Origin of the sequence: Chryseotalea sp. WA131a (genome assembly GCA_025370075.1) — a bacterium.
GTDB lineage: Bacteria > Bacteroidota > Bacteroidia > Cytophagales > Cyclobacteriaceae > ELB16-189.
In genome coordinates, this window is record CP073016.1 from 1107718 (window position 1) to 1131333 (window position 23616).

General features: G+C 46.5%; 8 protein-coding genes. All 8 read right to left on the reverse strand.

Going from position 1 to position 23616, the window contains the following annotated elements; all coding sequences use genetic code 11:
- Positions 1 to 43: 43 nt before the first annotated feature.
- The 8 genes from KA713_05090 to asnB are packed head-to-tail and all read right to left on the reverse strand — an operon-like array spanning position 44 to position 23613.
- Positions 44 to 811, reverse strand: coding sequence for an aspartate/glutamate racemase family protein (locus KA713_05090; protein UXE67970.1), 768 nt, complete (start codon positions 809 to 811; stop codon positions 44 to 46).
- 20 nt (positions 812 to 831) lie between these two features.
- The gene (locus KA713_05095; protein ID UXE67971.1) at positions 832 to 3918 is read right to left on the reverse strand and encodes a cyclic peptide export ABC transporter; all 3087 of its coding nucleotides are present in this window, start codon (positions 3916 to 3918) and stop codon (positions 832 to 834) included.
- 55 nt (positions 3919 to 3973) lie between these two features.
- Positions 3974 to 4924, reverse strand: a complete 951-nt coding sequence (locus tag KA713_05100; GenBank protein ID UXE67972.1) for a TauD/TfdA family dioxygenase — start codon at positions 4922 to 4924, stop codon at positions 3974 to 3976.
- Between the two features lie 60 nt (positions 4925 to 4984).
- Positions 4985 to 6427, reverse strand: a complete 1443-nt coding sequence (locus tag KA713_05105; protein ID UXE67973.1) for an aspartate aminotransferase family protein — start codon at positions 6425 to 6427, stop codon at positions 4985 to 4987.
- Between the two features lie 9 nt (positions 6428 to 6436).
- Positions 6437 to 8341 carry a serine hydrolase gene (locus KA713_05110; GenBank protein UXE67974.1) on the reverse strand — a complete coding sequence of 635 codons (1905 nt, stop codon included), beginning with the start codon at positions 8339 to 8341 and terminating at the stop codon, positions 6437 to 6439.
- A gap of 15 nt (positions 8342 to 8356) precedes the next feature.
- The gene (locus tag KA713_05115) at positions 8357 to 18562 is read right to left on the reverse strand and encodes an amino acid adenylation domain-containing protein (GenBank protein UXE67975.1); all 10206 of its coding nucleotides are present in this window, start codon (positions 18560 to 18562) and stop codon (positions 8357 to 8359) included.
- 32 nt (positions 18563 to 18594) lie between these two features.
- On the reverse strand, positions 18595 to 21732 hold the full coding sequence (locus KA713_05120) for an amino acid adenylation domain-containing protein (protein UXE67976.1): 3138 nt from the start codon (positions 21730 to 21732) through the stop codon (positions 18595 to 18597).
- Positions 21733 to 21753: 21 nt separating this feature from the next.
- Positions 21754 to 23613 carry an asparagine synthase (glutamine-hydrolyzing) gene (asnB, locus tag KA713_05125; GenBank protein ID UXE67977.1) on the reverse strand — a complete coding sequence of 620 codons (1860 nt, stop codon included), beginning with the start codon at positions 23611 to 23613 and terminating at the stop codon, positions 21754 to 21756.
- Positions 23614 to 23616: the final 3 nt, after the last annotated feature.

The following is a 23616-nucleotide window of genomic DNA, read 5'->3' on the forward strand; positions in this document are numbered from 1 at the left end:
CATTAAGATGACGGCCTTATTGACCCTGGCGTCGTTCGAAGAGTTAAGGCAGATACTCCAGTTCAACTGGTGTCTTGCGTGTGGCTTCCCGTATCAATGCACGGGCCGTTATCGCGGTTGAGTCAAAGATCAACATATCGTTAACCTTCTGCTCCCGGATCGCCATCGGCAATTCAGTACAGCCCAAAATGATCGCATCGGCTTTGCGATCACGGAAATAATCTATTGCCCGGCTTGCCAACAAGATCACATACTCTGTGACGTGGTTCTTTGATTTAAGGCCAACCTGTTCATCATAGATCATCCGGTGTATAACCTCATTCTGAAATTGAAATGGTGGCAACACTACCTCGCACCCCATCTGTGTTATTAGTTGCTCATAAAGGCGGGTCTTGTATGTCCCGTTAGTTGACATCACTCCAATTCGACGCACGTTCTTATGATGGTCACTTATGTACCGGCAGGTTTCAAAAGGCATGTGAAGGAGCTTCACACCCGACTTACGTTTTCTCAGGGCACTAACGACAACGTCATAAATTGGTGGCGCATGGGCAGAGTTACACGCCATGGCAACTACTTTTGCATCCGCTGCTTCCAGTTTCCTGATCACTTCGGAAATACTGTGTGCGGGATTTGTGCTTATCTCTCCATCCAGGAACGCCGTTCGATCTCCGATCAGGTTCGGGAATGACATCAGTACAACAGGCAAATGATCTTGGTCACGGCTGGCTTGTGTAAAAGAGAGTACACTGTTGAACAGCCCTACTCCCGCCTGCGGCCCCATTCCACCGACAATTCCTATTGTGTCCATGTCCATCATTGACAACAGAGTTATTGCAAAGCTGTGTCTCTCTTTTCGTGAATTAGTTCGGCAAAATAGGGTTCAAGTTTGCCGTGATGCATCTTCAGAATGACATCTGCAACGTCGAAGTAGTTGTCATCATGAGTGATTGCAATAACAATCTTACCCGACCTTTTCATCTCCGGTAAAAGGGTTCGGTAAAAGAATTTCCGATACTCAGGATCCTGATCGGCCGCCCATTCGTCGAACAGGTAAACGGGAGAATCTCTCAGCCAACACTCCAGTAGCGCCAGTCTCTTTCGTTGGCCGCCTGACAGTTTGATTGTGTCATACCTGTTGTTCACGATACTAACCTTCTCGTCGAGATGAAGTAGTTTCAAGAGTCGCCTGGAATCGGCAGCTACACGATCTCCATCTACATCATAAATTCTCTCGAAGAGACAAGGCGGACTAAATACAACACTGAAGTACTCACTGAGTGTACTACCGGAGACGTGCTCTCCGTTGATCATAATGTGTCCGTTGTCGGGCTGGTAAAGTCCTGTAAGAACCTTTGCCAGGGTAGTCTTGCCGCAGCCGTTTCCACCTATCACGAACAGGATCTCCCCACCATTTATCTGGAGGTCTATCGGACCTACTTCGAATCCGGTCTTAACTCCTGCCTCATTCTTAAACTGGTAGGTAATTCCCCGCGCTTCGAAGGTTAATACCGGATCGGATTTTTCAACGCGTGCCTGTTTGTTACTGTCGACGCTTGCTGGTATCTCGTCAATAAATTTAGTTATCCTGTTCCATGAAATTCGCAGGGTCATTAAACTCGGTACGGATTCCAAAATGGCATTGACCGGGCCAATCAGGTACAGCAAGACAATAACAAAGCTAATGATCGTATAGACCTCAATTGCCGGAAAAATCTCGGACATTCCAATCGACACAAAGCCCAAAAGCAATACTAAAAAAGACTCGCCAATCAAAAACGCGTTGGTGAACTGAATGTCGGCAGTTGAAATTTTGTCTTTAAATTCTCCTGCGCTGGCTCCAACTTCCTCCTTATACTCGCTTTTCTGACGCGTGTGTAAACTAAGCTCCTTGAAGCCGTCAATGATTCCATTTACCAGCCTCATGAAGGTGTTGCTCGAATCGCGAGCTTCCTCGTAATACCGGTTTGTTCTCTTGCCAACAATAAAATAGAGCAGGGAAATTCCTACCACCATAGCGATAGTGACAATTGCCGCCCAGAACGCGATGGATGCAAGATAAGCCAACGCACCAATGGCGGTTACGACACTGGTGATCAGTGTTACAATCATGTGAGTCGAGTGACCTATTGTATTTACATCATCGTTGAGCGCTGTATACACTCTTCCTCGATCGATTCTCTCAAAATTCTCATACGAAGTTGAAAAGATCTTGTCGATCAGTTTCATTCGAAGATCGTACACCATTCCCCTCGCAAACCCTATCAGATTTACCTGCACAAACCTTCTGCCGAGGATATACAATCCAGTCATTAACAAGAAGTAGAAGACTGTATACTTCAATGGTATATCGGAGTCGATAAACGAGCTGACCATAATTACCACGGCTACATTCGCCAGGCCAGATAGCATGCTCAGGAGCAATATCCAAGGGATCTTAATCTTATACGGATCTTTCTCCGGGAAAAATAGACTCAGCGCATACGCCGCATAGGTCAATGCTACTGCCGCTAAAAGCGCTCCTATTAAAAAGCCGAAACTCTGCGGCATCCAAACCAGCATCGAATCCCATGAAAACTCACCGAATGCCTCAGGGATCAGGTAGATCCCAAGTAAAAATGGTGTAAACCAAAAAAGAAGTTTGATCAGGTGGTTAAGAACGATCGTGAAGTGATGATCAAATTTACGCCGACCCCAGATGGACTCGATAACGATTCGGGCGATAAACGCAGCAACGCACAGCAGGTAAAAAAGCACCCCGAAACAAACCATGGAATATACCTTATCATTAAGGTCGCCCGGATCGTACTCGTCTTCAACTTCTCGCCCAAGAAGTTGCTGCATCAACCGGTTCCCGAGGTACAATGTGTACTGGCTGTTTGAATTCGTAAGGATCACCACACCGGTTTTTTTCTCCCGGTTAAACCCCACATAAGAAGTGAAATTGGGATTGTAGCCGCTATGAATGATGTTTCCGGATCCATCGAATGAAACTTGCCATCCTTCTGCGTACGAAAACATCTCATGTATCGCAACGGTTTCATCACGCTTCTGTGTCGACTTTGCGAGTGCACTAAGTGAGTGATCCAGCAACCCCATTTGAAGTTGCAGCCAAGTCTTCATGTCTCCCGAATTTGAAATGACATAACCAGCCGGGCTGTTACCACGATATACCGGAGCCTTGTACTCACGAGGAACAAAAAAGCCGGTCTTGTATCCGGTTGCCATGTCAGCTGGGTTATTGGGAAAAGTAACGGATGTATGACTCAGCCCGAGCGGAGACAACACTTCATCGTTCAGATACTTTTCAAACTTCTGTTTCGTCACGATCTCGATGAGGAGAGCGAGAATGTCGTAGTTCACCGTTGCATATTGAAACTCCTTACCAGGCTTGCTGCGCAGCTCCTGCCCCACCAGTTTTCTAACAGTGATCTCCAATGCATCTTCGGCTGTTGTCTCGGGAATCTTCGACAATGTGTTCCATGGTATTCCACTCGTATGGTGCAACAATTGCCGGATTGTAACGTCGGTAACTGAATCGTTGTAGGAGAACCAAAGCCATGGTATAAGTTTGGAAATAGGGGTATCTGGATTGACAGCGTACTGTTCAAAAAATCTCTCCAGTGCCAGTGCAGTGAATGATTTAGTACAAGATCCAATTTCGAAAAGCGTTTTGTCGGTGACCTTCTCGCGGCTATCTAAATTGGCATAGCCGTAATTCCTGGTGACGATTTCGCCGTTCCGGATGATCACCGCGCTAAGCCCTGGTATCTTTCCGTCGTCCATTTGACGCAGCATCTCTTTTTCAACCTGACTCACCCATTCGCCCACGACGGGTTTCTGTGACCAGCCGGTAACAAACAGGATCGAGAATAACACCGCCAGTAGAAGGCGTGTAAACTTAACGGGCGATGTCAAAGCTTGATGTTTCGTATTTCAACTTTAAAGGACAGTGTACAGTTGCCCGGTTTTATTAAGCGGACATTGCAACCAGGACTTTTCTCTCGCCCGTGTATGAATTCCTCCCGTGACTCGCAAGTTCATTATCGACAACAAGCAATTCGTTTCTCTCCCAACGCGGTGCATAGGTAACTTTGTCGACCTGTTCAAGAACATGTTTTATTACATCATCGCCGATGGGTGCTCTGTTGCCATATTGAACCCACATTGGATAATCTTCGGGGGTGTCGTAGGTGACTTTCAAGACGTCGTACATTTCCTCGCCGAGATGATATGGATGAAACTGGTCGATCTGGTTGAACCAAACCTCTTCGTGGGTTGAGCGATGCCGGATAATGCCTTTGCTATGTTGGCGCAATTGAATTGCACCATCGGCTCGCCACGTGAAATCAATTTCGTATGCCTTGCAATTCTTTTCGAGCTGGGCCTTATCAGTCGTGTCGAAAGTGTCTTGCCATGATGGTCCGATGCCACCGCCACCATGTAGATTTCTAATGTATGTGATGCCATGGGTTCTTATTTGTCTGACAATACTATCGTCTATCTGGCGAAGTACTTCACGGCTGTCAGCGAGTAAAGTCTCTCCTCCTGTAGTTGCCGGCTGGAGGCAACTAAAAAAGAGCTTGTTTGGCCACTTCGCAGAATATGAAAGCTCATTGTGCATGGTGATCTTCTGCATTTTGTCATACTCTGTCGATGTATAAACATTCTCGCCAAGCTTGGTTCGTGGCGAATTACCATCGACGTAATTCATAAAATTGCTGGACACCGAATTAACGATATGCTGAAAAGATCCTGTTGAAGCAATCTGAACGTTTTTGAATTTGATCGCCCCGAACGTGGATAATTTTTTTTCTATTTCGCCTGCATTCTTTTTGTAGAAAGAAATAAAGGAATCGGGCTCCGATTCAATAACGTCCCAAACGAATGGCAATTTGATTTTGGATTGTTGTAGTGTTTCCATTTTGATTCTTTTAAAAAGGTTGATCCGGCTTTTTTTAAGGCGTTCTGACCCGCATTCACTTCAAGTCGCCTGAGGAATGGCAGCCTCTTTCTCAGGGATATCTGTCAGGTTTGTTTGCAGTCGCTTCATCACCTGGTGATGTGCATTTCTGAATATGCGCATCGCATTGTCGACGATTTCGCGATTAATGATCAGTGCCGGCAAGAAGCGAATCACATTTCCGTAGTGTCCGCCTATCTCAAACAGCAATCCGGTCTTGAAGCAAGCTTCACGTATTGCAGCCGATACCTGGGGGGCCGGTCTTTTTGAATCTGGATCTTGCACATATTCTATCCCTATCATCAGGCCTGCTCTGCGAACATCTCCGATAGCTGGGAAAAGTTCTTTCAGTTCAGTAAGTTGAGAGAACAGGTAGTCCGAAATTTCGCGAGTGTGATTCGCAACGTCATAGTCGCGGATAAAATCGAATGCCGCATTTCCGGCTGCAATGCTTACCTGGTTCCCCCTGAACGTACCGATATGGTCACCCGACTTCCATGCCTCGATTTCCTTTTTGTATATGATCGCTGATATGGGGAATCCAATTCCGCCCAGTCCTTTCGACATAGTGATGATGTCTGGTACTGCGCCGCCAGACTGAAAGGCCAGGAACTCTCCTGTTCGGAAAAAGCCGCATTGAACTTCATCAAATATCACGAGCACCTCGTTTGCCTTCGCGATTTCAACGATCCGCTCGAGGAACCCCTTCTTCGGAACCACCGTACCACCTTCGCCTTGCACAGGCTCAAGCAGGATGGCAGCAGGTTTTGGTTGCCCCGAATGCGGATTTGTCAAAACATACTCCAGGTAGTCAGCACAGTTAAGTGAGCACGACTCCGATTCCTTCCCAAAGGGACACCTGTAACAATAACTGTATGGGATGAAATTTACATTCGGAACAAGGGACCGAACCTCTCTTCTAAAATGCGTATCACTCGTGGCCGACAGTGCAGTTGCAGTCATGCCATGATATGACCCATGAAAAGCAATGATGCCTTCGCGTTGAGTTTTTATTTTTGCGAGTTTGATTGCCGCCTCTATCACGTCTGATCCAGAAGGGCCACAAAAACTGACCTTATAGTCTTCTCTAATAGACGCAGGAAGCATGTTGAGGATTTTCTCTATTAACTGCATTTTATTCTCGGTCGGAAAGTCGAGGGCATGTATCAATTGCTCTTGCTGCTCCTTCACCCGTTCGAGCACGTAAGGATTACATTGTCCGACGTTCAATACGCCAGCTCCACTAAAGAAGTCGATAAACAAATTTTCATCCACGTCTTCAATTATTGAGCCTTTACTACGCCGGATGGCAATGGGCATTCGTTTTGGGTAGGATACTATACTGCCTTCCTTGCGGGTCTGGTAGTCCAGTATCTTCTGGGATTGCTCCCCAGGTACATTATCAGTAATTATTTTAGCATCCTGTGCCAAATGAAAATCGCGGAAAGCGTTCGCTGAATTCATAACGATATTTTAGTTTGATAACTTTTGAAAGCTGATCCAGTTGAGGTTGAACCCGTCCCGAACGACCTGAAGAGTTAGTGTCTGCTTCTCTTTCGCCAAGTCGACATTGATGGTTACAGTCTTCCAGGTTTGCCAGCCGTCTGTTTTAGGAATGTCTACGACAGCGATGTTCTCAAAATTCGCGAGAACTTTTATTTTACCACCCCCATCAGGGCTCGCAACCCTGAAAGAGAGTTGATATGCGCCCGAATCCTCCGGATCGATAGAATAACTGAGCCAATCTGTTGCATCGAGATACCCAACGTTGTCGCCACCGCCCGTATCCATTGTAGGTTCTACATCTACCCCACACATACCATTGAAATCTTCCGCCTCTCGTTGACTAACCTTTGTTCTGTCAATCCTCGTAACCAGTACGGTCCTTTTGCTGATCTCGGAGATCAACTGGTTGCAGCGCTTGATCTCTCCACTTGTATCCACATCGGGAACCTTGGAAAAGTGAAACTTCGCCGTCTCGAAATTGCACGACTCCATATTGACGTATGCCAGGTAATACTGCACGGCCGTCGACGATGGATAAGTGTTCGCCGCCTCGTTAAGCACCTGGATAGCCAGGTCCTTGTCGCGATACTTGATCGCCAGTGCCACTTCTGTAAAAGCTTTTTCAGATATCTCTTTTTTGTGCTTTAGATCGCTCAGATATTTCAACAATTCCCGAGATCCCCGTTCCAGGTAGGTTTTCAGAAGGTAGGGGACGACACTTGGATACTGCGTGATATCGTAAGTATTTATAATCGGTGTGATGTCTATACCCGCAGTCATTTCATTGAGCACCTTTGCCATCGTGTATCCACGATCGTAGTTCGTAAAAAGCACGAAGCCCCGTTTAGAGACTTTTGAATAATAGAAAACATGCTTGAAGCCGTCGTTACTGCCACCGTGTGCAATGATGGTGTCCTTCGCAGTGATACTTATAATGAAGGCAGGATTCATAGATAGCCCAGGATCTTTGTCTGTCATCCCTGTACCCGCGCTAAAAAGGCTGCGTCTGCTCGCTTCAGAGAGGTTTCCCTTCTTCAAAAAGAAAAGCAAAAATCTGGCATAGTCAGCAACAGATGCCATGTTGGCACCGGCAGGATCCGGCTCGAAATAAATCTGCTTGTAGGTCTTGTCGAGCAAAGCGTTGTGTCCCATTAGATAGTTACCCGGCGACAAAGAATAAGTTGAGTCAGGCCGGTAAAGTCTGGTGAACTTTGTGAAAGTACTTTCAAGCTTCAGGGGACGGAGGACCATTTCATCTATGTATTCCTCATATGGCTTTTTTAGAATGCGCGCGATTGCCCTGGACAGATAAACATATCCTTCACCTGAGTATATGAACTTTGTCCCCGGGGTTGCCAATATTTCTAACACATCCGGGTTGTTATAGTCTCTCCAGTTTTCAATCCCTGACGAATGATTCAAGATCATCCTGGGGGTAATCAACTTGTACCTTTCGTCGTGATCCAGATCGGTGTTTTCAAGATATTGGTAAACAGGTTTATCAAGATCCAGTTTACCTTCATCAGCCAGCTTCAATGCGACGTATGAAAGGAAGGGTTTCGACAAAGATGCGAGCTCGAATACGGAAGTTTTATCAAGCCTGCTGGCAGTGTCGGAATTTACTTTATACCCATACACCAGATCGTAAACTATTTTGTTGTTGTCAATGATCGCTATTCCTAATCCAGGTGCTAAAATGTCTTTCCGGATACGCTCGATTTCCTGGTCAAAACTCCGGGTGTTTATTTTCTTATCATTAATCGTGAAGTGATCCCGGTTCTGAGCATAAAGCGGGAACCAGGATATCGCTAGTAGCGACAGCAAGGCAATGGAAAGAATACCTTTCCTCATTAAGTGAGTAAGTCGACTCATAGATCCAAAAGAATGTTAGATGATTACGCTTTTCTTCCGGCTGTTTTCATTCCGGTTGTCTTCCCTGGTTAACCAAAGGCGTGTTTCAATGTGTGCGGCAGTACTCTTTATTGTCGGATTCGAGAAGAAATTTACCAGTTTCATATTCACCCCGAAGACTTTCGCGATCTGATTAACCAGTACCACTGCTTTGAGAGAGTGTCCTCCGATGTCAAAGAAGCTGGTGTCGGTGCTTATCTTGTCTTTTTCCACCGACAATATCTTCGACCATATCTCCTGCAACTGATACTCGGTGGTATTGGCAGGGGAAAGAAAATTCTTAACCGTCCACACCTGTGGCGCCGGTAACAACTTCTTGTCAAGCTTGCCATTTGAATTCAACGGCAACTTCTCTACCCGAACGAAAAATGACGGTACCATGTAGTCAGGAACATAACTCAACAGATGTGCCTTCAGCATCTCGTCTTCCAGCTCCCCGTCGGATACATAATACGCCGCTAGGTGTTTGTCACCTTCAACTGTTACCGGCACAACTGCCACCTCTGAGATGCCGACCTGTTGCTGTAGTGCATATTGGATCTCACCCGGCTCGATCCGGTAGCCGCGGATCTTCAACTGGTCATCGCCACGACCGGAGAACACCACGTGTCCTTCCCCGCTCATGTAGCCAACATCACCCGTCTTATACATCATCCGGTAGTCCTCATCTCCGAACTCTTCATAATAAGGATTGGGAACAAAGGAACTACGCGTCTTATCCTGGTCACCATGATAACCCAGCCCTACACCAATGCCAGAGATACATATCTCCCCCTTCACTCCTACCGGACATAATTTCCCGTAACTGTCAAGAATATAAACATGAGTGTTCTGAATCGGTTTACCGATCGGTATACTCATCTCCCCGCGCCTGGGTGGCTTTACTACATACGTCGTTACATCGTCTGAGGCTTCCGCCGGACCATACGCGTTAAGAAGCGGAATATTACTGTACCTGGAATACCATTGTCTCGCCAGCGAGGCACTTAACGCTTCCCCCGTAGGGATCATCCAGCGAAGGTGCGGAAGGTCATCATCATCACGGTCCGAAAATTCATTCAGCATGCTATGTATCAGCGAGGGAACCGCCTGGAATATGGTGATCTCTTTCTCCCGCAGGGAGCCCATGAGTTGATGCGGATCAAGTACAGTACCTTCGTCGATTATGTGCGTGGTCCCGCCAACCAGTAACGCCGTCAGGAACTGCCATACTGAAATATCAAATCCTGCTGACGCCGTTTGTGCTACGTGATCCTCAGATCCTAATCCAAGAATATCAACCATCGCATACAGGTGGTTCAACATCCCAAGATGGTGAACCATCGCGCCCTTGGGCTTGCCCGTGGTCCCCGACGTATATATAATGTAGGCCAGATCTCCTGGCTTGCATTCTTTTGCTTTAAAGTCAAAAGGAATTAGCTCATCCGCTTCGGCCTGGACACAAATTCCATTATATAAACCCGAAGACTGTATTCTTCCCTTTGTCCCCTCGTTCACCACGATGACCTGAGGCTGACAATCGGTCAGTATCGCCGCAACCCTTTGGTCGGGAAGATGAACGTCAATGGGGACATACGCCCCTCCAACATGAAACGTTGCCAGCATTGATACCAGCATGTCGATTCCCCGCGTCATGTAAATGCCAACAACGGGTTTTGTCCCGAAGCCGTCTATCCGGCGGGCCAGCGCAGTTACTCTCCGGTACAGCTCACTGTAGCTAAGTCGTTGGTTCCTGTGTTCAACGGCTATCGCATCTCCGTAAAGGTCCGCACGTTCCTCGAAGAGCCGGCCAAGCATCCGGGTCCTGTCAAGATCCTTACGGGTATCATTAAATGTAAATAGCAACCGCTCCCTCTCCTTCGAAGGGATCATCTCGATATTCCCTATCCGGGTATCCGGATCATTACAAACAACCCGAACGATCTGCTTGAAATAGGAGATCAGGCGCCTGATCGTTTTCTCCTTAAACAATGCCGTTGCATACTCGAAGCTCAAGTTAATTTGACCTGCTTCCTGGAATGCAGTCAAAGTGAGATCGAACTTCGATACGTCGTACACTTCACTATACGGCGTTACATTGAAGTCGAGGAAACTAAAATCGCCACCGTCAAAGTTCTCGTACGAAAACATAACGTCGAACAGTGGGTTCCGCGAAGTATTCCTCGGTATTTGTAAGTCGTCGATAAGTAACTCGTATTCGTACGATTGATTATCGAAGCAGGCAATCGTCCGGGACCTGACGTCAGCTAAGAAATCACTGAACGACGATTCGCCCTTTGGAAAATTCCGCAACGGAAGGGTGTTTACAAATAGACCGATCATCGTTTCGAGATCGGGATGATTGCGACCCGCAATGGGAGTGCCGACCACAATATCTTCGCTCCCTCTGAGTTTGAATAACAGGATGTTGTATATCGACAAGAGGACTACAAATGGCGTTGTTCGATATTTTTCCGTAATAACGTTTAATCTATTTGTCTCCTCGACCGACAACTGGAATCGTAATGTCTTTCCCTTAAAGTCGCTTACCTGGGGCCTTGTAAAATCGTAAGGTAACTCAATTGCAACCGGTTCAGCTTTGAATTCGTTTATCCAGAACTGTTTTTGATTTGCAATTAATTGCACGTATTCATCACTGTTCTGCCAGACCGCAAAGTCCGTGTATTGCAAGGGAAGTTCCTCAACATCCCGGTTCTCATAGAATGATCTGAGATCTTTGACCAGCAAAGCATCAGACACTCCATCTGATACAATGTGATGCAAATCAATCATAAGCAAACATTCATCTTCGGAAATAGTAGCGATCGCCGCACGCAACAGTGGCGATTCTCCAAGGTTAAATGGTCGAATAAATTGCTTAACGATCTGCGGGATGTCATCATAAGAAGATATCTCTTCAAGTTCAAATTGCGCATGATCCAGTACCTTCTGGATCGGGCCATTCTCTGCGATCTCAAAACTGGTTCTAAGGATCTCATGACGGGCGATCAGCTTTCTGAATGCCGTCTCGAGTTTTGGCTGATTGAGACTTCCCTTCGCCTTCAAAACAAAAGGCATGTTATAGGCTATTGAACCCGGAGAAAACTGATCCAAAAAGAACAGTCGCTTTTGGGCTGAGCTCAAAGGATAGTGACTACGCTTTGGAGCCTTTTTAATGTGTTTGTATCCAGAGTTCCCTGCGCGAGAATGCGCTTCCCCCACATTTTTCAATTGCTCGTTTATCCCAAGTATGGTGGGGTTTTCAAAGAGTTGTTTAAAGGTTAGCCTTACCCCGAAGACTTTCGCGATCTGATTAACCAGTACCACTGCTTTGAGAGAGTGTCCTCCGATGTCAAAGAAGCTGGTGTCGGTGCTTATCTTGTCTTTTTCCACCGACAATATCTTCGACCATATCTCCTGCAACTGATACTCGGTGGTATTGGCAGGGGAAAGAAAATTCTTAACCGTCCACACCTGTGGCGCCGGTAACAACTTCTTGTCAAGCTTGCCATTTGAATTCAACGGCAACTTCTCTACCCGAACGAAAAATGACGGTACCATGTAGTCAGGAACATAACTCAACAGATGTGCCTTCAGCATCTCGTCTTCCAGCTCCCCGTCGGATACATAATACGCCGCTAGGTGTTTGTCACCTTCAACTGTTACCGGCACAACTGCCACCTCTGAGATGCCGACCTGTTGCTGTAGTGCATATTGGATCTCACCCGGCTCGATCCGGTAGCCGCGGATCTTCAACTGGTCATCGCCACGACCGGAGAACACCACGTGTCCTTCCCCGCTCATGTAGCCAACATCACCCGTCTTATACATCATCCGGTAGTCCTCATCTCCGAACTCTTCATAATAAGGATTGGGAACAAAGGAACTACGCGTCTTATCCTGGTCACCATGATAACCCAGCCCTACACCAATGCCAGAGATACATATCTCCCCCTTCACTCCTACCGGACATAATTTCCCGTAACTGTCAAGAATATAAACATGAGTGTTCTGAATCGGTTTACCGATCGGTATACTCATCTCCCCGCGCCTGGGTGGCTTTACTACATACGTCGTTACATCGTCTGAGGCTTCCGCCGGACCATACGCGTTAAGAAGCGGAATATTACTGTACCTGGAATACCATTGTCTCGCCAGCGAGGCACTTAACGCTTCCCCCGTAGGGATCATCCAGCGAAGGTGCGGAAGGTCATCATCATCACGGTCCGAAAATTCATTCAGCATGCTATGTATCAGCGAGGGAACCGCCTGGAATATGGTGATCTCTTTCTCCCGCAGGGAGCCCATGAGTTGATGCGGATCAAGTACAGTACCTTCGTCGATTATGTGCGTGGTCCCGCCAACCAGTAACGCCGTCAGGAACTGCCATACTGAAATATCAAATCCTGCTGACGCCGTTTGTGCTACGTGATCCTCAGATCCTAATCCAAGAATATCAACCATCGCATACAGGTGGTTCAACATCCCAAGATGGTGAACCATCGCGCCCTTGGGCTTGCCCGTGGTCCCCGACGTATATATAATGTAGGCCAGATCTCCTGGCTTGCATTCTTTTGCTTTAAAGTCAAAAGGAATTAGCTCATCCGCTTCGGCCTGGACACAAATTCCATTATATAAACCCGAAGACTGTATTCTTCCCTTTGTCCCCTCGTTCACCACGATGACCTGAGGCTGACAATCGGTCAGTATCGCCGCAACCCTTTGGTCGGGAAGATGAACGTCAATGGGGACATACGCCCCTCCAACATGAAACGTTGCCAGCATTGATACCAGCATGTCGATTCCCCGCGTCATGTAAATGCCAACAACGGGTTTTGTCCCGAAGCCGTCTATCCGGCGGGCCAGCGCAGTTACTCTCCGGTACAGCTCACTGTAGCTAAGTCGTTGGTTCCTGTGTTCAACGGCTATCGCATCTCCGTAAAGGTCCGCACGTTCCTCGAAGAGCCGGCCAAGCATCCGGGTCCTGTCAAGATCCTTACGGGTATCATTAAATGTAAATAGCAACCGCTCCCTCTCCTTCGAAGGGATCATCTCGATATTCCCTATCCGGGTATCCGGATCATTACAAACAACCCGAACGATCTGCTTGAAATAGGAGATCAGGCGCGTCAAACTTTTACGATCAATAGCATTCGAATTACATACAACTTTTACCTGCAGGTGATCAATCACTTTTGTTACAGACACCCCAAGATCAAATTTTCCAGGGGTGCTAACCGCCGGAGTCATCCAGGCACTGAATGATCCCAGGTCAATCTCAAAAGGGACGTCCAGGTTGAAGTCATAGAAAACGTTAAACATGGGACCATGCACATCTGCGCCCCCGAGATGGTCGGAAAGAACTTCGAACGGGAGGTAATGCTTCAGTCCTTCACTTATACTGCCATCAAGGGAAGAAATCAACTGTCGGAACGTCGATTCTTTGGTGACCGTGGTTTTTGATATCAGAACATTGTCAAGAGGCCCGATCATACTCTTGAGAAAGATATTTTCGCGGTTAGGTGTCGACACACCTACAACAATCTCGTCTTGCGAACAATAATTATGCATGAGGATTTTGAGAGCTCCCAGCATTATCGTTTTAAGGTCTGCCTCCTGTTTACTCAACTTCTTTAATAGACTGCTAATATCTACTGAAGGAAGTGTAAGTAACGCTTCGAGTTGTTTTCGAGGCTTTTGCCGGGACACAGCTCTTTCCGAAGGAAACGTGAGAACAAAAGGACCTTGACCCAACTTACGTTTCCAATACGAGAGGAGATGGAACTCGATCCCTTTAAGGGTCTTTTGCTCCCAGTGAGAATAGTTTAGAAAAGGCAGCCGGTGTTGAGGTGTCAACCGAGCAGTCGAAGAAAGGGAAGCAAGGTATTTGTAAGTGATCAAGAACTCATGACCGACGGCTGCCAACGAAAATCGATCGAGATAAGCCGGGTGCCCGGACAAGGCAAGGTGAAAATTCTTATCCTCTATGTCGTTGGCGGACAAAACCAGAGATACAACTTCAGAATCGCCCCGACTTATCTGTTGGCAGAGGTCTCCATCGATCATCGTGATCCCGGTCCGCAATATTTCATACTTCCTGGTGATGGACTGAAGAGTTTGTTCCAATAGCTGTTTGTCGGGTTTTCCCGTGAGATCAATATTCAAGAGATTCCAATCGTCTTTTGGAACATTTGCAAGGCGACGCTGGCTATAAGAGGTCAAATGCAATTCCTCTTTCGAAAACTGAAGGGCAGGCATTTCCTGCTGCACTTTCGTTAGTTTGTCGTCCCAAAAGAAATCGTCGGGTTCTAATTCACTTTCAGGAGAATGAATGATCCTTGAAAGCGCCGACAGAAAAATAATTTCATAGAACTCAAATATTTCTTCCGTCATGAACGGCGACGAATACTCGTGCATGCAGTAGACGCGCTTGGAATTAACGTTGTAGTTGAGGTCGAAGAATGTGTAATCCCTGAGAAAAACATCAAAATCAAGACGGTCGATCTCCGACTCAACCCTCTTCTCCCATCGGATGTCATCCTCGATATGCCAATTAATATAATTGAAAGTGGTATCGAAGAGTGGATTTTCGGCTGAGGTTGGAAGGCCTATCGACTGAGTGATCTCGAAAAGTGAAAGATTCTCATACTTCTTTACTTCGATTGCCTTATCATGAACAAGTTGAACGAACCCTTCCCACGTCGATCTTTCCGGCACTCTTACCCGGAACGGGATCGTGTTCAGGAAACATCCCAGCAATTTATCGCCATCTTGCTTCAACGGACGAGAAAACGTTACAACGCCAGTGAGAATATCGCTTTCGGAAGTGAGTATTTTGATCGCATAGATATATGCCGCAAGCATGATATTCTTGACGGTCGTACTCATTCGCTGTGCGGCAGTTTCGAGATCTGCCGCCAATTGCAAAGGGTACACGCGCCTGACCGACTTGAAGATCCGATGATCCGGGCCTGCCTTTATCACCAACTTTCGAAAATCCTGCAAATCCTTTTTCCAAAATGCGCGGGTTTCTTCGTTCCTCTTATGAAATATTTCGAGGGCAACTACATCCTTATACCCTGAAGCCAAGGGCTTGGGTGCAGTGAATTCGTTTCTGAGAAGCTGACCATAAGTGTTGTTCAACTCTGTCACGAAGGACGCGATACTCCACCCATCGAGAACACTGTGGTGATACTCCACGACCAGCTCATGGTGGCTTGTCGCGAGCTTGTATACAGTTACCCTCCAGAAGGGATAATCGTTCAGATCGAATCCCTTCTTTCGATTAAACTCCAGGTTGGAAGCAATGATGGATTTTTGATTCGTCTCCGCTGTCAGATCATAAAATACGATCTGGTTCTTAAGTTCCTTGTGAATGAGATGCGCGAATTCATCCAGGTCGAAGCTCTTGCGTAAGGTATCATGCCTGGCGGTCAGGAGGTCAAGAGCGCGCTGCAACGTTTCAATATGAAATACTTCGTATGTTACCGGCCACATCAACTGCTCAAAGTACAGGAGATCCTCCGGTCGGTACTGAGTGACATAGCACATTGCCTTTTCAATATCGATCATTGGATATACCGCTTCGATCGAAGAGTCAGGGTGACTAGTCTTGTAGTCAAGGTCAAACTGAATCAGCTCCGCATCGATTGTCGCGTTGATCCGGCCAAACCTGTTAGCGTCGAGTTTGCTGATTAATTTCGAAAGTGCCAGGACCGTATCGTTCTCATACAGATCCGCCATAGTCAGTTCGATATCGAATTCCCTGTTGATGGCACCGATCAATCTCACGGCCAGAATAGAATCGCCACCTATCCTGAAGAAACTGTCGTCTATGCTGATCTGGTTCTCACCAAGTATCGTTTTCCATTGATCAACAATTTGCTTTTCAAGCTCGGTAGATGGCGCAGAGTAGTGCGATTCGACTTTCTTCTGGACAGACAACAATTTCGCCCGGTCTACTTTTCCGTTGATGGTCAACGGGATCGCATCGACCTGTATGAGGTAAGAGGGCACCATATACTCGGGAACCCTCGCTAACATAAACTTCCGTAGCTCTTCCTCTTTTAGGTCACCGTCACTTATCACGTAGCCCACTAGTTGTAATGAACCCGCTGTCGACTCCTTCGCGAGTGCAACTGCATCGGTTATTCCATCAAAAGCTTTTAGTACGTGTTCGACTTCGCCCAGTTCGATCCGATTTCCACGGATCTTCACCTGGTGATCGATCCTCCCAAGAAACTCAATGTTCCCGTCGGGCATCCACTTTGCTAGATCGCCGGTTCTATAAAGCTTTGCATCTTTGTCGAACGGACTCTTGACGAATTTACTGTTCGTTAGTTCTGGTAATCCAACATAACCGATGGATAAGTTTACTCCACCGATAAACAATTCACCGGGAATACCTATTGGTTGAAGATTACGATTCTCATTCAGAACATATAGCTGTGTGTTGTCAATCGGTTTCCCGATCGGAACCCTGAAGTAGTCTTTGTTCGGCAAAACCTCATAGTATGAAACATCGACGGTAGCTTCGGTGGGCCCATACAAATTGTGAAGTTGTACCTTTTTAAAAAGGCTGTGAAATAGCGTTACGTCGGATGCCTTCAATTCCTCGCCGCTGGTGAAAATGAGCCGCAGGCTGGTCAAAGCATGTGACGGACGGCTCTCCTTTACATAGTTTAAAAATGCATGGAGCATCGAGGGAACAAAATGCATTACCCTTATCTCCTCTTTTACAATTGTGTTATACAATGCATGCGGATCCTTCTCGATCCCCGTAGGCGCCAGCACAAGTTTCGAACCGACCATCGACCACCAAAAGAGCTCCCAGATTGACACATCAAAGACAGTTGGAGTTTTCTGTATGATAGTGTCGTCCGCACCAAGTGAATACTCGTTTTGCATCCATTCGATCCGGTTAACTACCGACCGATGAAGAATTTGAACTCCTTTCGGCCTCCCGGTTGAGCCAGAAGTATAGATGATGTATGCAAGATCTGTTGGTTCCGCCCGACTGATGAATTCCTCAGAAAGCGTTGTAACTTCGTGCATATCCATATACTTCACATCACGTTCGAGGTCTGCGTATCGCACGCGCGAACAGAAGATTCCGAGCGCGTTGCTATTATCCAGGACATACCGGATCCTGTCTACTGGGTATTCGGTAGAGATCGGGAGATAGATACATCCTGCCTTCAGAATACCAAACACTGCAATCATGAACTCCAGCGAGCGGTCAAGGTTCACGGCGATCACGTGCCCCTTGCCTTGAAAATGCATAGCGAGGTAGTTAGCCACTTGACTTGCTTCTGCATCGAGCTCTCGATAAGTAATATTTTTGTCCTGAAACCGTAACGCAATTGCATCGGGGGTCTTTTTCGTTTGAGCTTCAAACAAATCCACAACGGTTGCATCGTGAGAAAACTTCCTCTCCGTTTGATTGAAGCCGTTCATAATCAAATTCTTCTCATCATCCGGGATCATTTCAATTGATGAAATTGGATCATTCTTCCGGGTGAGTAACCGATGAAGGAGTGTAAAAAATAGTTTTGAAAGTCTAGCTATATAATCTTCGTCAAATCTGTCTGCCTGGTAGGTGATCTCCAGTTCCAATTCGCCCTCGGTCCTGAAACTGAACAAGATTTCGACGGGCAAATCAGAAAATGAATTTGTGTCATGGATCTCTTTGACCAAAAGGCCGACAAGGCTTGCCGTCTTTGTGTCGAACGCACCATTCAGCACATTTAGAGCTGGATAATTTCCATGGTCAAAATCTGCAACCAGACTGTCGCGGACTGCGATCAGGAACTTTGCGAACGGCTCGTCCCATAATTCCTGCACCCTGATCGGTATCGCCAATGTATTTGGTGACGGCTCAAGGTTATTACGATATAATGGCGTGAAAATCCAAATGTCCTTTAACGACGAACCTTTCCGGATCAGGATACTTAGAGCAGCGAGCAACACAACATGCTTTGCTTTAGCTGAACCTGCCAGCCCATTCAATGCTTCAACCAGAACATCGGGAGCCTTGCAGATGTAGGAAGACTCGGAATCCTTCGCCTTTACACCACTCGACTTGCCGAAGTTAAAGTATGCCTCTGGCTCAAATCCCTTCAGGCGGTTCCTCCAATACTGCCTGTGCGAGGCAAACCTGTTGGCCTCAAGGGTCTTATGGTCAAGTTTTGATTCTACTGACATAACTCCAGGGAAAATTAAAATGGATTGCCTGTCTATAAGTTGAAGTCGATCGTGTTCTTCTCTGTTGCGACTGGGACGTCGCCATCGATGTAGTCAACAATTTTCAATTCCGTATTTGCGCACACCGACGCCACCAGTGACTTGAATTGAACGACAAGTAGTTCAACATCATTGCGTGTAAAATAGGCTGAAGAGTATTCCATCTTGAATCGTAGGGATCCGTCCCCGCCCTCAAATGCAAATAAAGTGATCGGGTATTTAAAAGTTTTATTTTTGACCTCGACCGCGGAGAATTGAATATTGTCTGTATAGATCGTCTTCTGGTCAAAGTTCTGGTAGACAAACATCACATCGATCAGATCGTTGACCGGAAGATCGAGGGTTCGATTTAACTCCTTGACAATGTCGCTAAGGTCATACAGCTGATGATTTTCAGATTCAATGAGCTCCTGTTGAACACTTTTAACAAATTTCAAGAACTCCTGCTCCAGGTCGACCCTGATCCTGATGGGCAGCGTTTTTGTGAACATCCCTACAACGTCCTGCAGGCTCTCCTGAATCCGCCCAGACGTGTTGATCCCAAAAATGAATTCTTCCTGGCCGCTTATCTGGCACAAGAAAATTGTAAACATGGAACAAAATCCTGCGAACGGAGTGACACCCTGTTTCCTTAACATGTCAACTATCGGAACACAATATCCCTGTTCGATCTTAAAATATACAGCATCTCCTTCCGATTGTCCCAGCCTTCCCGAATCGCGCAGAACAGGGAGATCCAATTTCGGAGCAACCCCATAAAATCTGTCGAGCCAGAATTCTCTAAGCAAATTGTAATGGTCGGTAGCCTTAAATTGTTCTTCCCATTCAGCATAGTCCTTGTATTGAATTTGCAGGGGCTGCAGGTCTTCGCCATTAAAGAGTTTCAAAAAATCCGAATAAAGCGTGATCTGGGACATGCCATCTGCAATAATGTGGTGCATGTCCATTGCCAGAAACGTCCTCTCACCTGCGTGAAGGATAGCACACCTGATCAATGGAGCTTTCCGAATATCGAATGGCCTGACGAACCTGGAGAGAACAGCATCAAAATCATTATCGTCGGACGGTAGTTGCTCAACTTCAACTACTACATCTTCCTTAATACGTTGCAAGTACCGCCCGTCCCGGAAGACGATCTCGGTCCTGAGGCTTTCGTGTCGGGCCGTCAGTAACTTAAGAATGGTCTGGACCTTTCCCATATTCAAATTTCCAAACACTTCCCAGGCCATTGGCAGATTGTATGAAGTGCCTGCCTTATTAAGCTCATAATGGTAGTGTATCCTCTCCTGGGCTGACGAAAGTCTGTATGCAGCCTGTGGTTTTGTCTTTTCTATATCGAAAACATTATCACTGGCCGCATTGATTATATATTGAGCCTGCTGTTTAATGGTGAGATTGTTGAATATGTCACGAAGGGTAATACGAACGTTGTACTCTTGATGTATCCGACCGGCCAGGCGCATTATTCGCAGAGAGTTGCCGCCGATTATGATGAAATTATCATCTGTTGAAATTGCCTGAACACCCAAGATCTCCTTCCAAATAGAGAGTACCTTTTCCTCCATTTCGTTCTCCGGCTGAAGGACCGTTGCCCTGGTTAGAGAAGCGATCAGCTGTTCGGTATTTATTTTGCCATTCGGCAGCAGAGGGTAGGCTTCCAGTAATACGATCTGCGGGGGGATCATATAGACCGGGAGACTCTCTTTTAGATAATTGCGGATCGAGTCGCTCAGATCAACTTCCCTCGAATGAGTTTCCCTTGGAATAATAAAGGCCGACAAATTGATATCGTAATTTCCTGAGTCGTCCTCGTTCGAGCGACAGACTACCAATGCCTTGTCTACCTTTTCAAATTTCAACAAAGCTTGTTCGATGTCATCGAGTTCCACCCGTATCCCATTCAGTTTGATCTGCCGGTCACCCCTTCCGAGGAGTTCAATTCTTCCGTCTATCATCAGTCGAGCCTTGTCGCCCGTCTTAAAGGCTGTCTTCGCCTGCAGGGTACCTGCATTCAACACGACGAACTTTTCCCTGTCAAGTTCAGGGCGGTTAAGGTATCCTTTAGTGATGTAATTGGAGACGATCAGTAATTCACCAACCACAAGCCTTTCGCAGGGCTTACCTTTGCTATCGATCACGATGAACTCAGTATCATTTATCGGATGGCCTATCGGCATTCTTTTCGATGACACGTCGCCGGGTTGAATTAAATAGCAACTTTTGATCAGTGTAGTTTCCGTGGCGCCATAAAGGTTAACCAGTTGAATGCGACTTCCGAAAACATCGTACCACTGTTTTAATTCTATTGGGGTAATACGTTCCCCGGAAAGTAAAATATTGCGAAGCGACTTGAAGTTGTCATTAGTCAGATGCGCATGATTCATCATTCTGAAAAGACTTGGCACACAATGAATGAGGCTTATACGCCTTTCATCTATCCATGAAACCAGGTTTTTTGGCGTGAGAAAATCGTCCTCACTGGAAGGAATACATACCGTCCCGCCGGACAGAAAAGCAACAAATACATCACGCAAGAATGCATCAAAGTATGGGCTGATAAGTTGGCTGATTCGTGCAGTGCTGTCGATCCTGAACTTCCCAATCTCCCACTGAAGGAAATGCAAGAGGCTACTGTTCTTTCCGATTATACCTTTCGGTTTGCCGGTCGACCCTGAAGTAAAATAAATATAGAGGCTATCGTCGGCATGAAATGAAGGATAACCCGGAAACTCTGCCGGCGACTCCGCTTGAAAGATCTCCTCAAGGTAATAGTGTGGCACTGAAAGGAATGGCGTTCTTCTCGCGGACGCAGATCCTGAAGTGATAATACAATTCAGGTGAAGGTCTTCTTGCATCGAAAAAAGTCTGGAGTCAGGAAGCGAGCTATCGATAGGTACAAATATTCCCCTGGCGTTTGCGACACCGATGATACTAGTGATCAGATCAGACCGGTCGTTCAGGCATATCCCGACCCGGCTATTCAGCTCCACTCCATTCTTCCTCAAAAAAACAGAGATCTTGTCGGCTCGCTCCTTAAGATTGGAATAGGTGACAGTTATCGCACCGTTTTCAATAGAAATACAATTCCCATACCTGGCAAGGCAGGCATTTAACTCATCCTGAAAGATCATAAGTTGGTTCTAAGTGCTTTCTTAATCGAAGAATTGATCGAGAAAAATCTGGAAAGTGATCACGACAATAAGCAAGTCGCTTTCATAAGGAGCATTAACGGTGAAACCTTTTTGACTATAGAGATGTCTCAGTTCCTCAACTTTGTCCGGGTTAAAATATCCCTGTCGTTTTATACGATCGTGAGATAGCAGGTCATTGATGTACTGTACATTCTTTTGCAGGAGATAAGGGCTTCCCGGGGCAATAAAATGAAACTTCTCTCTTTCGAATATTTGCTTTGGGACAAACCGTTGTGCCATCTTTTTTAAAATGTACTTCTCAGTAAAGTCTTTCAATTTCAAATCCGAAGGTACTTTCGTTGAAAATTCAACCAGGTTTTTATCGAGGAATGGATAACGTACTTCAACGGAGTTTGCGAGCGCCATACGATCGCCGTGATCCGAAACCAGGTGATCCACGAGGCGTATCTTATAGTCTACGTATGCTCGTCTGTTCAGAACGTCCAGGTTTCTGGTTCTTTCATTGTTTATGATGGGATGATTGAGGCAATTGATCTCGTCGAATGAAGCGTTTACACCGTCAGAGTACAATCCTCTTTTCACAACATCGAACTCGAGAAAATTTCGCTCGTAAAAGAAATCCGGATCGCCCCATAACTTATCCCTCAATGCACGCTCCTGTGGGGAACAAGTATTCTTTATGAGATTGTTCGCCCGCATTTTGTCGAAACGATAACCCACATACCCGGCAAAAAACTCATCGGCACCTTCGCCCGACAGAATTACCTTGATGCCCTTCGCCCTGACATCTTCGGAGAGCGACAGCGATGCCGTGTTGTAGGTCTCCTTGATGGGGCATTCGCTATGGTAAATCGACAAAGGAAGTCTCTCAATAATATCTTTAAAAAAAAATGTCTTTTGGTTCAGGTGTGAGTTACTTTCCCGTGCTACCAGTTTTTGATAAATAGATTCAGAGTAGGTGGAATCGACGAAGTCAATCGAAAAAACCTCTTTTTCGACAGTTGGATGCAACTGGTGGACCTTCATGGTGATCATCGATGAATCCAAACCGCCGCTCAGGTAGAGGCCAGAAGGAACGTCGGATCGAAGGCGAAGCCTGATCGAGTTCTCAAAAAGTTCTTCCAGCTCTTCGATATATTGCTGTTCTGGTTTTCCGTTCATCCTCACTTCTCCATCCGGGTAATTCAGATCCCAATATTCTTCGATGCGAACACAGCCATCGCTATGAATCACTATGTAATGCCCGTTCTCCAGGCTCGAGATACCCTGGAACATCGTTCGTGGGCTAACAAGGCCCGCAAATGTGAAGATCTGGTCCAGCCCCGTGAGATCTACCTTTCTCGGAACGGCCGGGTGTTGCAAGATCGCTTTGATCTCTGACGCGAAGACGAACGTGCTATCGACCACTGTAAAAAATAAAGGTGTGATCCCCATCTGGTCCCTGGCGCAAAACAATCTTTGCTTTTGTTTATCATAGAGGGCAAACGCAAATTGTCCGTTCAGTTCGTTGAGGAAATTCATGCTATGGTCCTCATAAAGATGCAGGATGACTTCGACGTCGGAACTTGTCCTGAAACGATGTCCCTTGTTTTGCAGCTCCTCCCTCAACTCAATGTAGTTGAAGATCTCTCCGTTACAGATAAGTACCAGCGATCCATCTTCGTTGGTGATCGGTTGCATTCCGTTATTGAGGCCAATGATACTTAACCTGCTGAATCCCAGGGCAACGTTATCCAGGAGCTGGTGCTCCTGGGCGTCCGGTCCGCGATGAATCAGCTTGCTGTTCATTTTCTCTATGATTGGCCTGTCTGACTCGTCTACGTTCCCGTTGAACTTGAAAAAACCGCATATACCACACATGAT

Excerpts from the sequence above, each read along its gene's own strand:
- asnB (UXE67977.1), bottom strand. The coding sequence starts at position 23,613 with ATGTGTGGTATATGCGGTTTTTTCAAGTTCAACGGGAACGTAGACGAG.
- KA713_05105 (UXE67973.1), bottom strand. The coding sequence starts at position 6,427 with ATGAATTCAGCGAACGCTTTCCGCGATTTTCATTTGGCACAGGATGCT.
- KA713_05100 (UXE67972.1), bottom strand. The coding sequence starts at position 4,924 with ATGGAAACACTACAACAATCCAAAATCAAATTGCCATTCGTTTGGGAC.
- KA713_05120 (UXE67976.1), bottom strand. The coding sequence starts at position 21,732 with ATGATCTTTCAGGATGAGTTAAATGCCTGCCTTGCCAGGTATGGGAAT.
- KA713_05115 (UXE67975.1), bottom strand. The coding sequence starts at position 18,562 with ATGTCAGTAGAATCAAAACTTGACCATAAGACCCTTGAGGCCAACAGG.
- KA713_05110 (UXE67974.1), bottom strand. The coding sequence starts at position 8,341 with ATGAGTCGACTTACTCACTTAATGAGGAAAGGTATTCTTTCCATTGCC.
- KA713_05090 (UXE67970.1), bottom strand. The coding sequence starts at position 811 with ATGGACACAATAGGAATTGTCGGTGGAATGGGGCCGCAGGCGGGAGTA.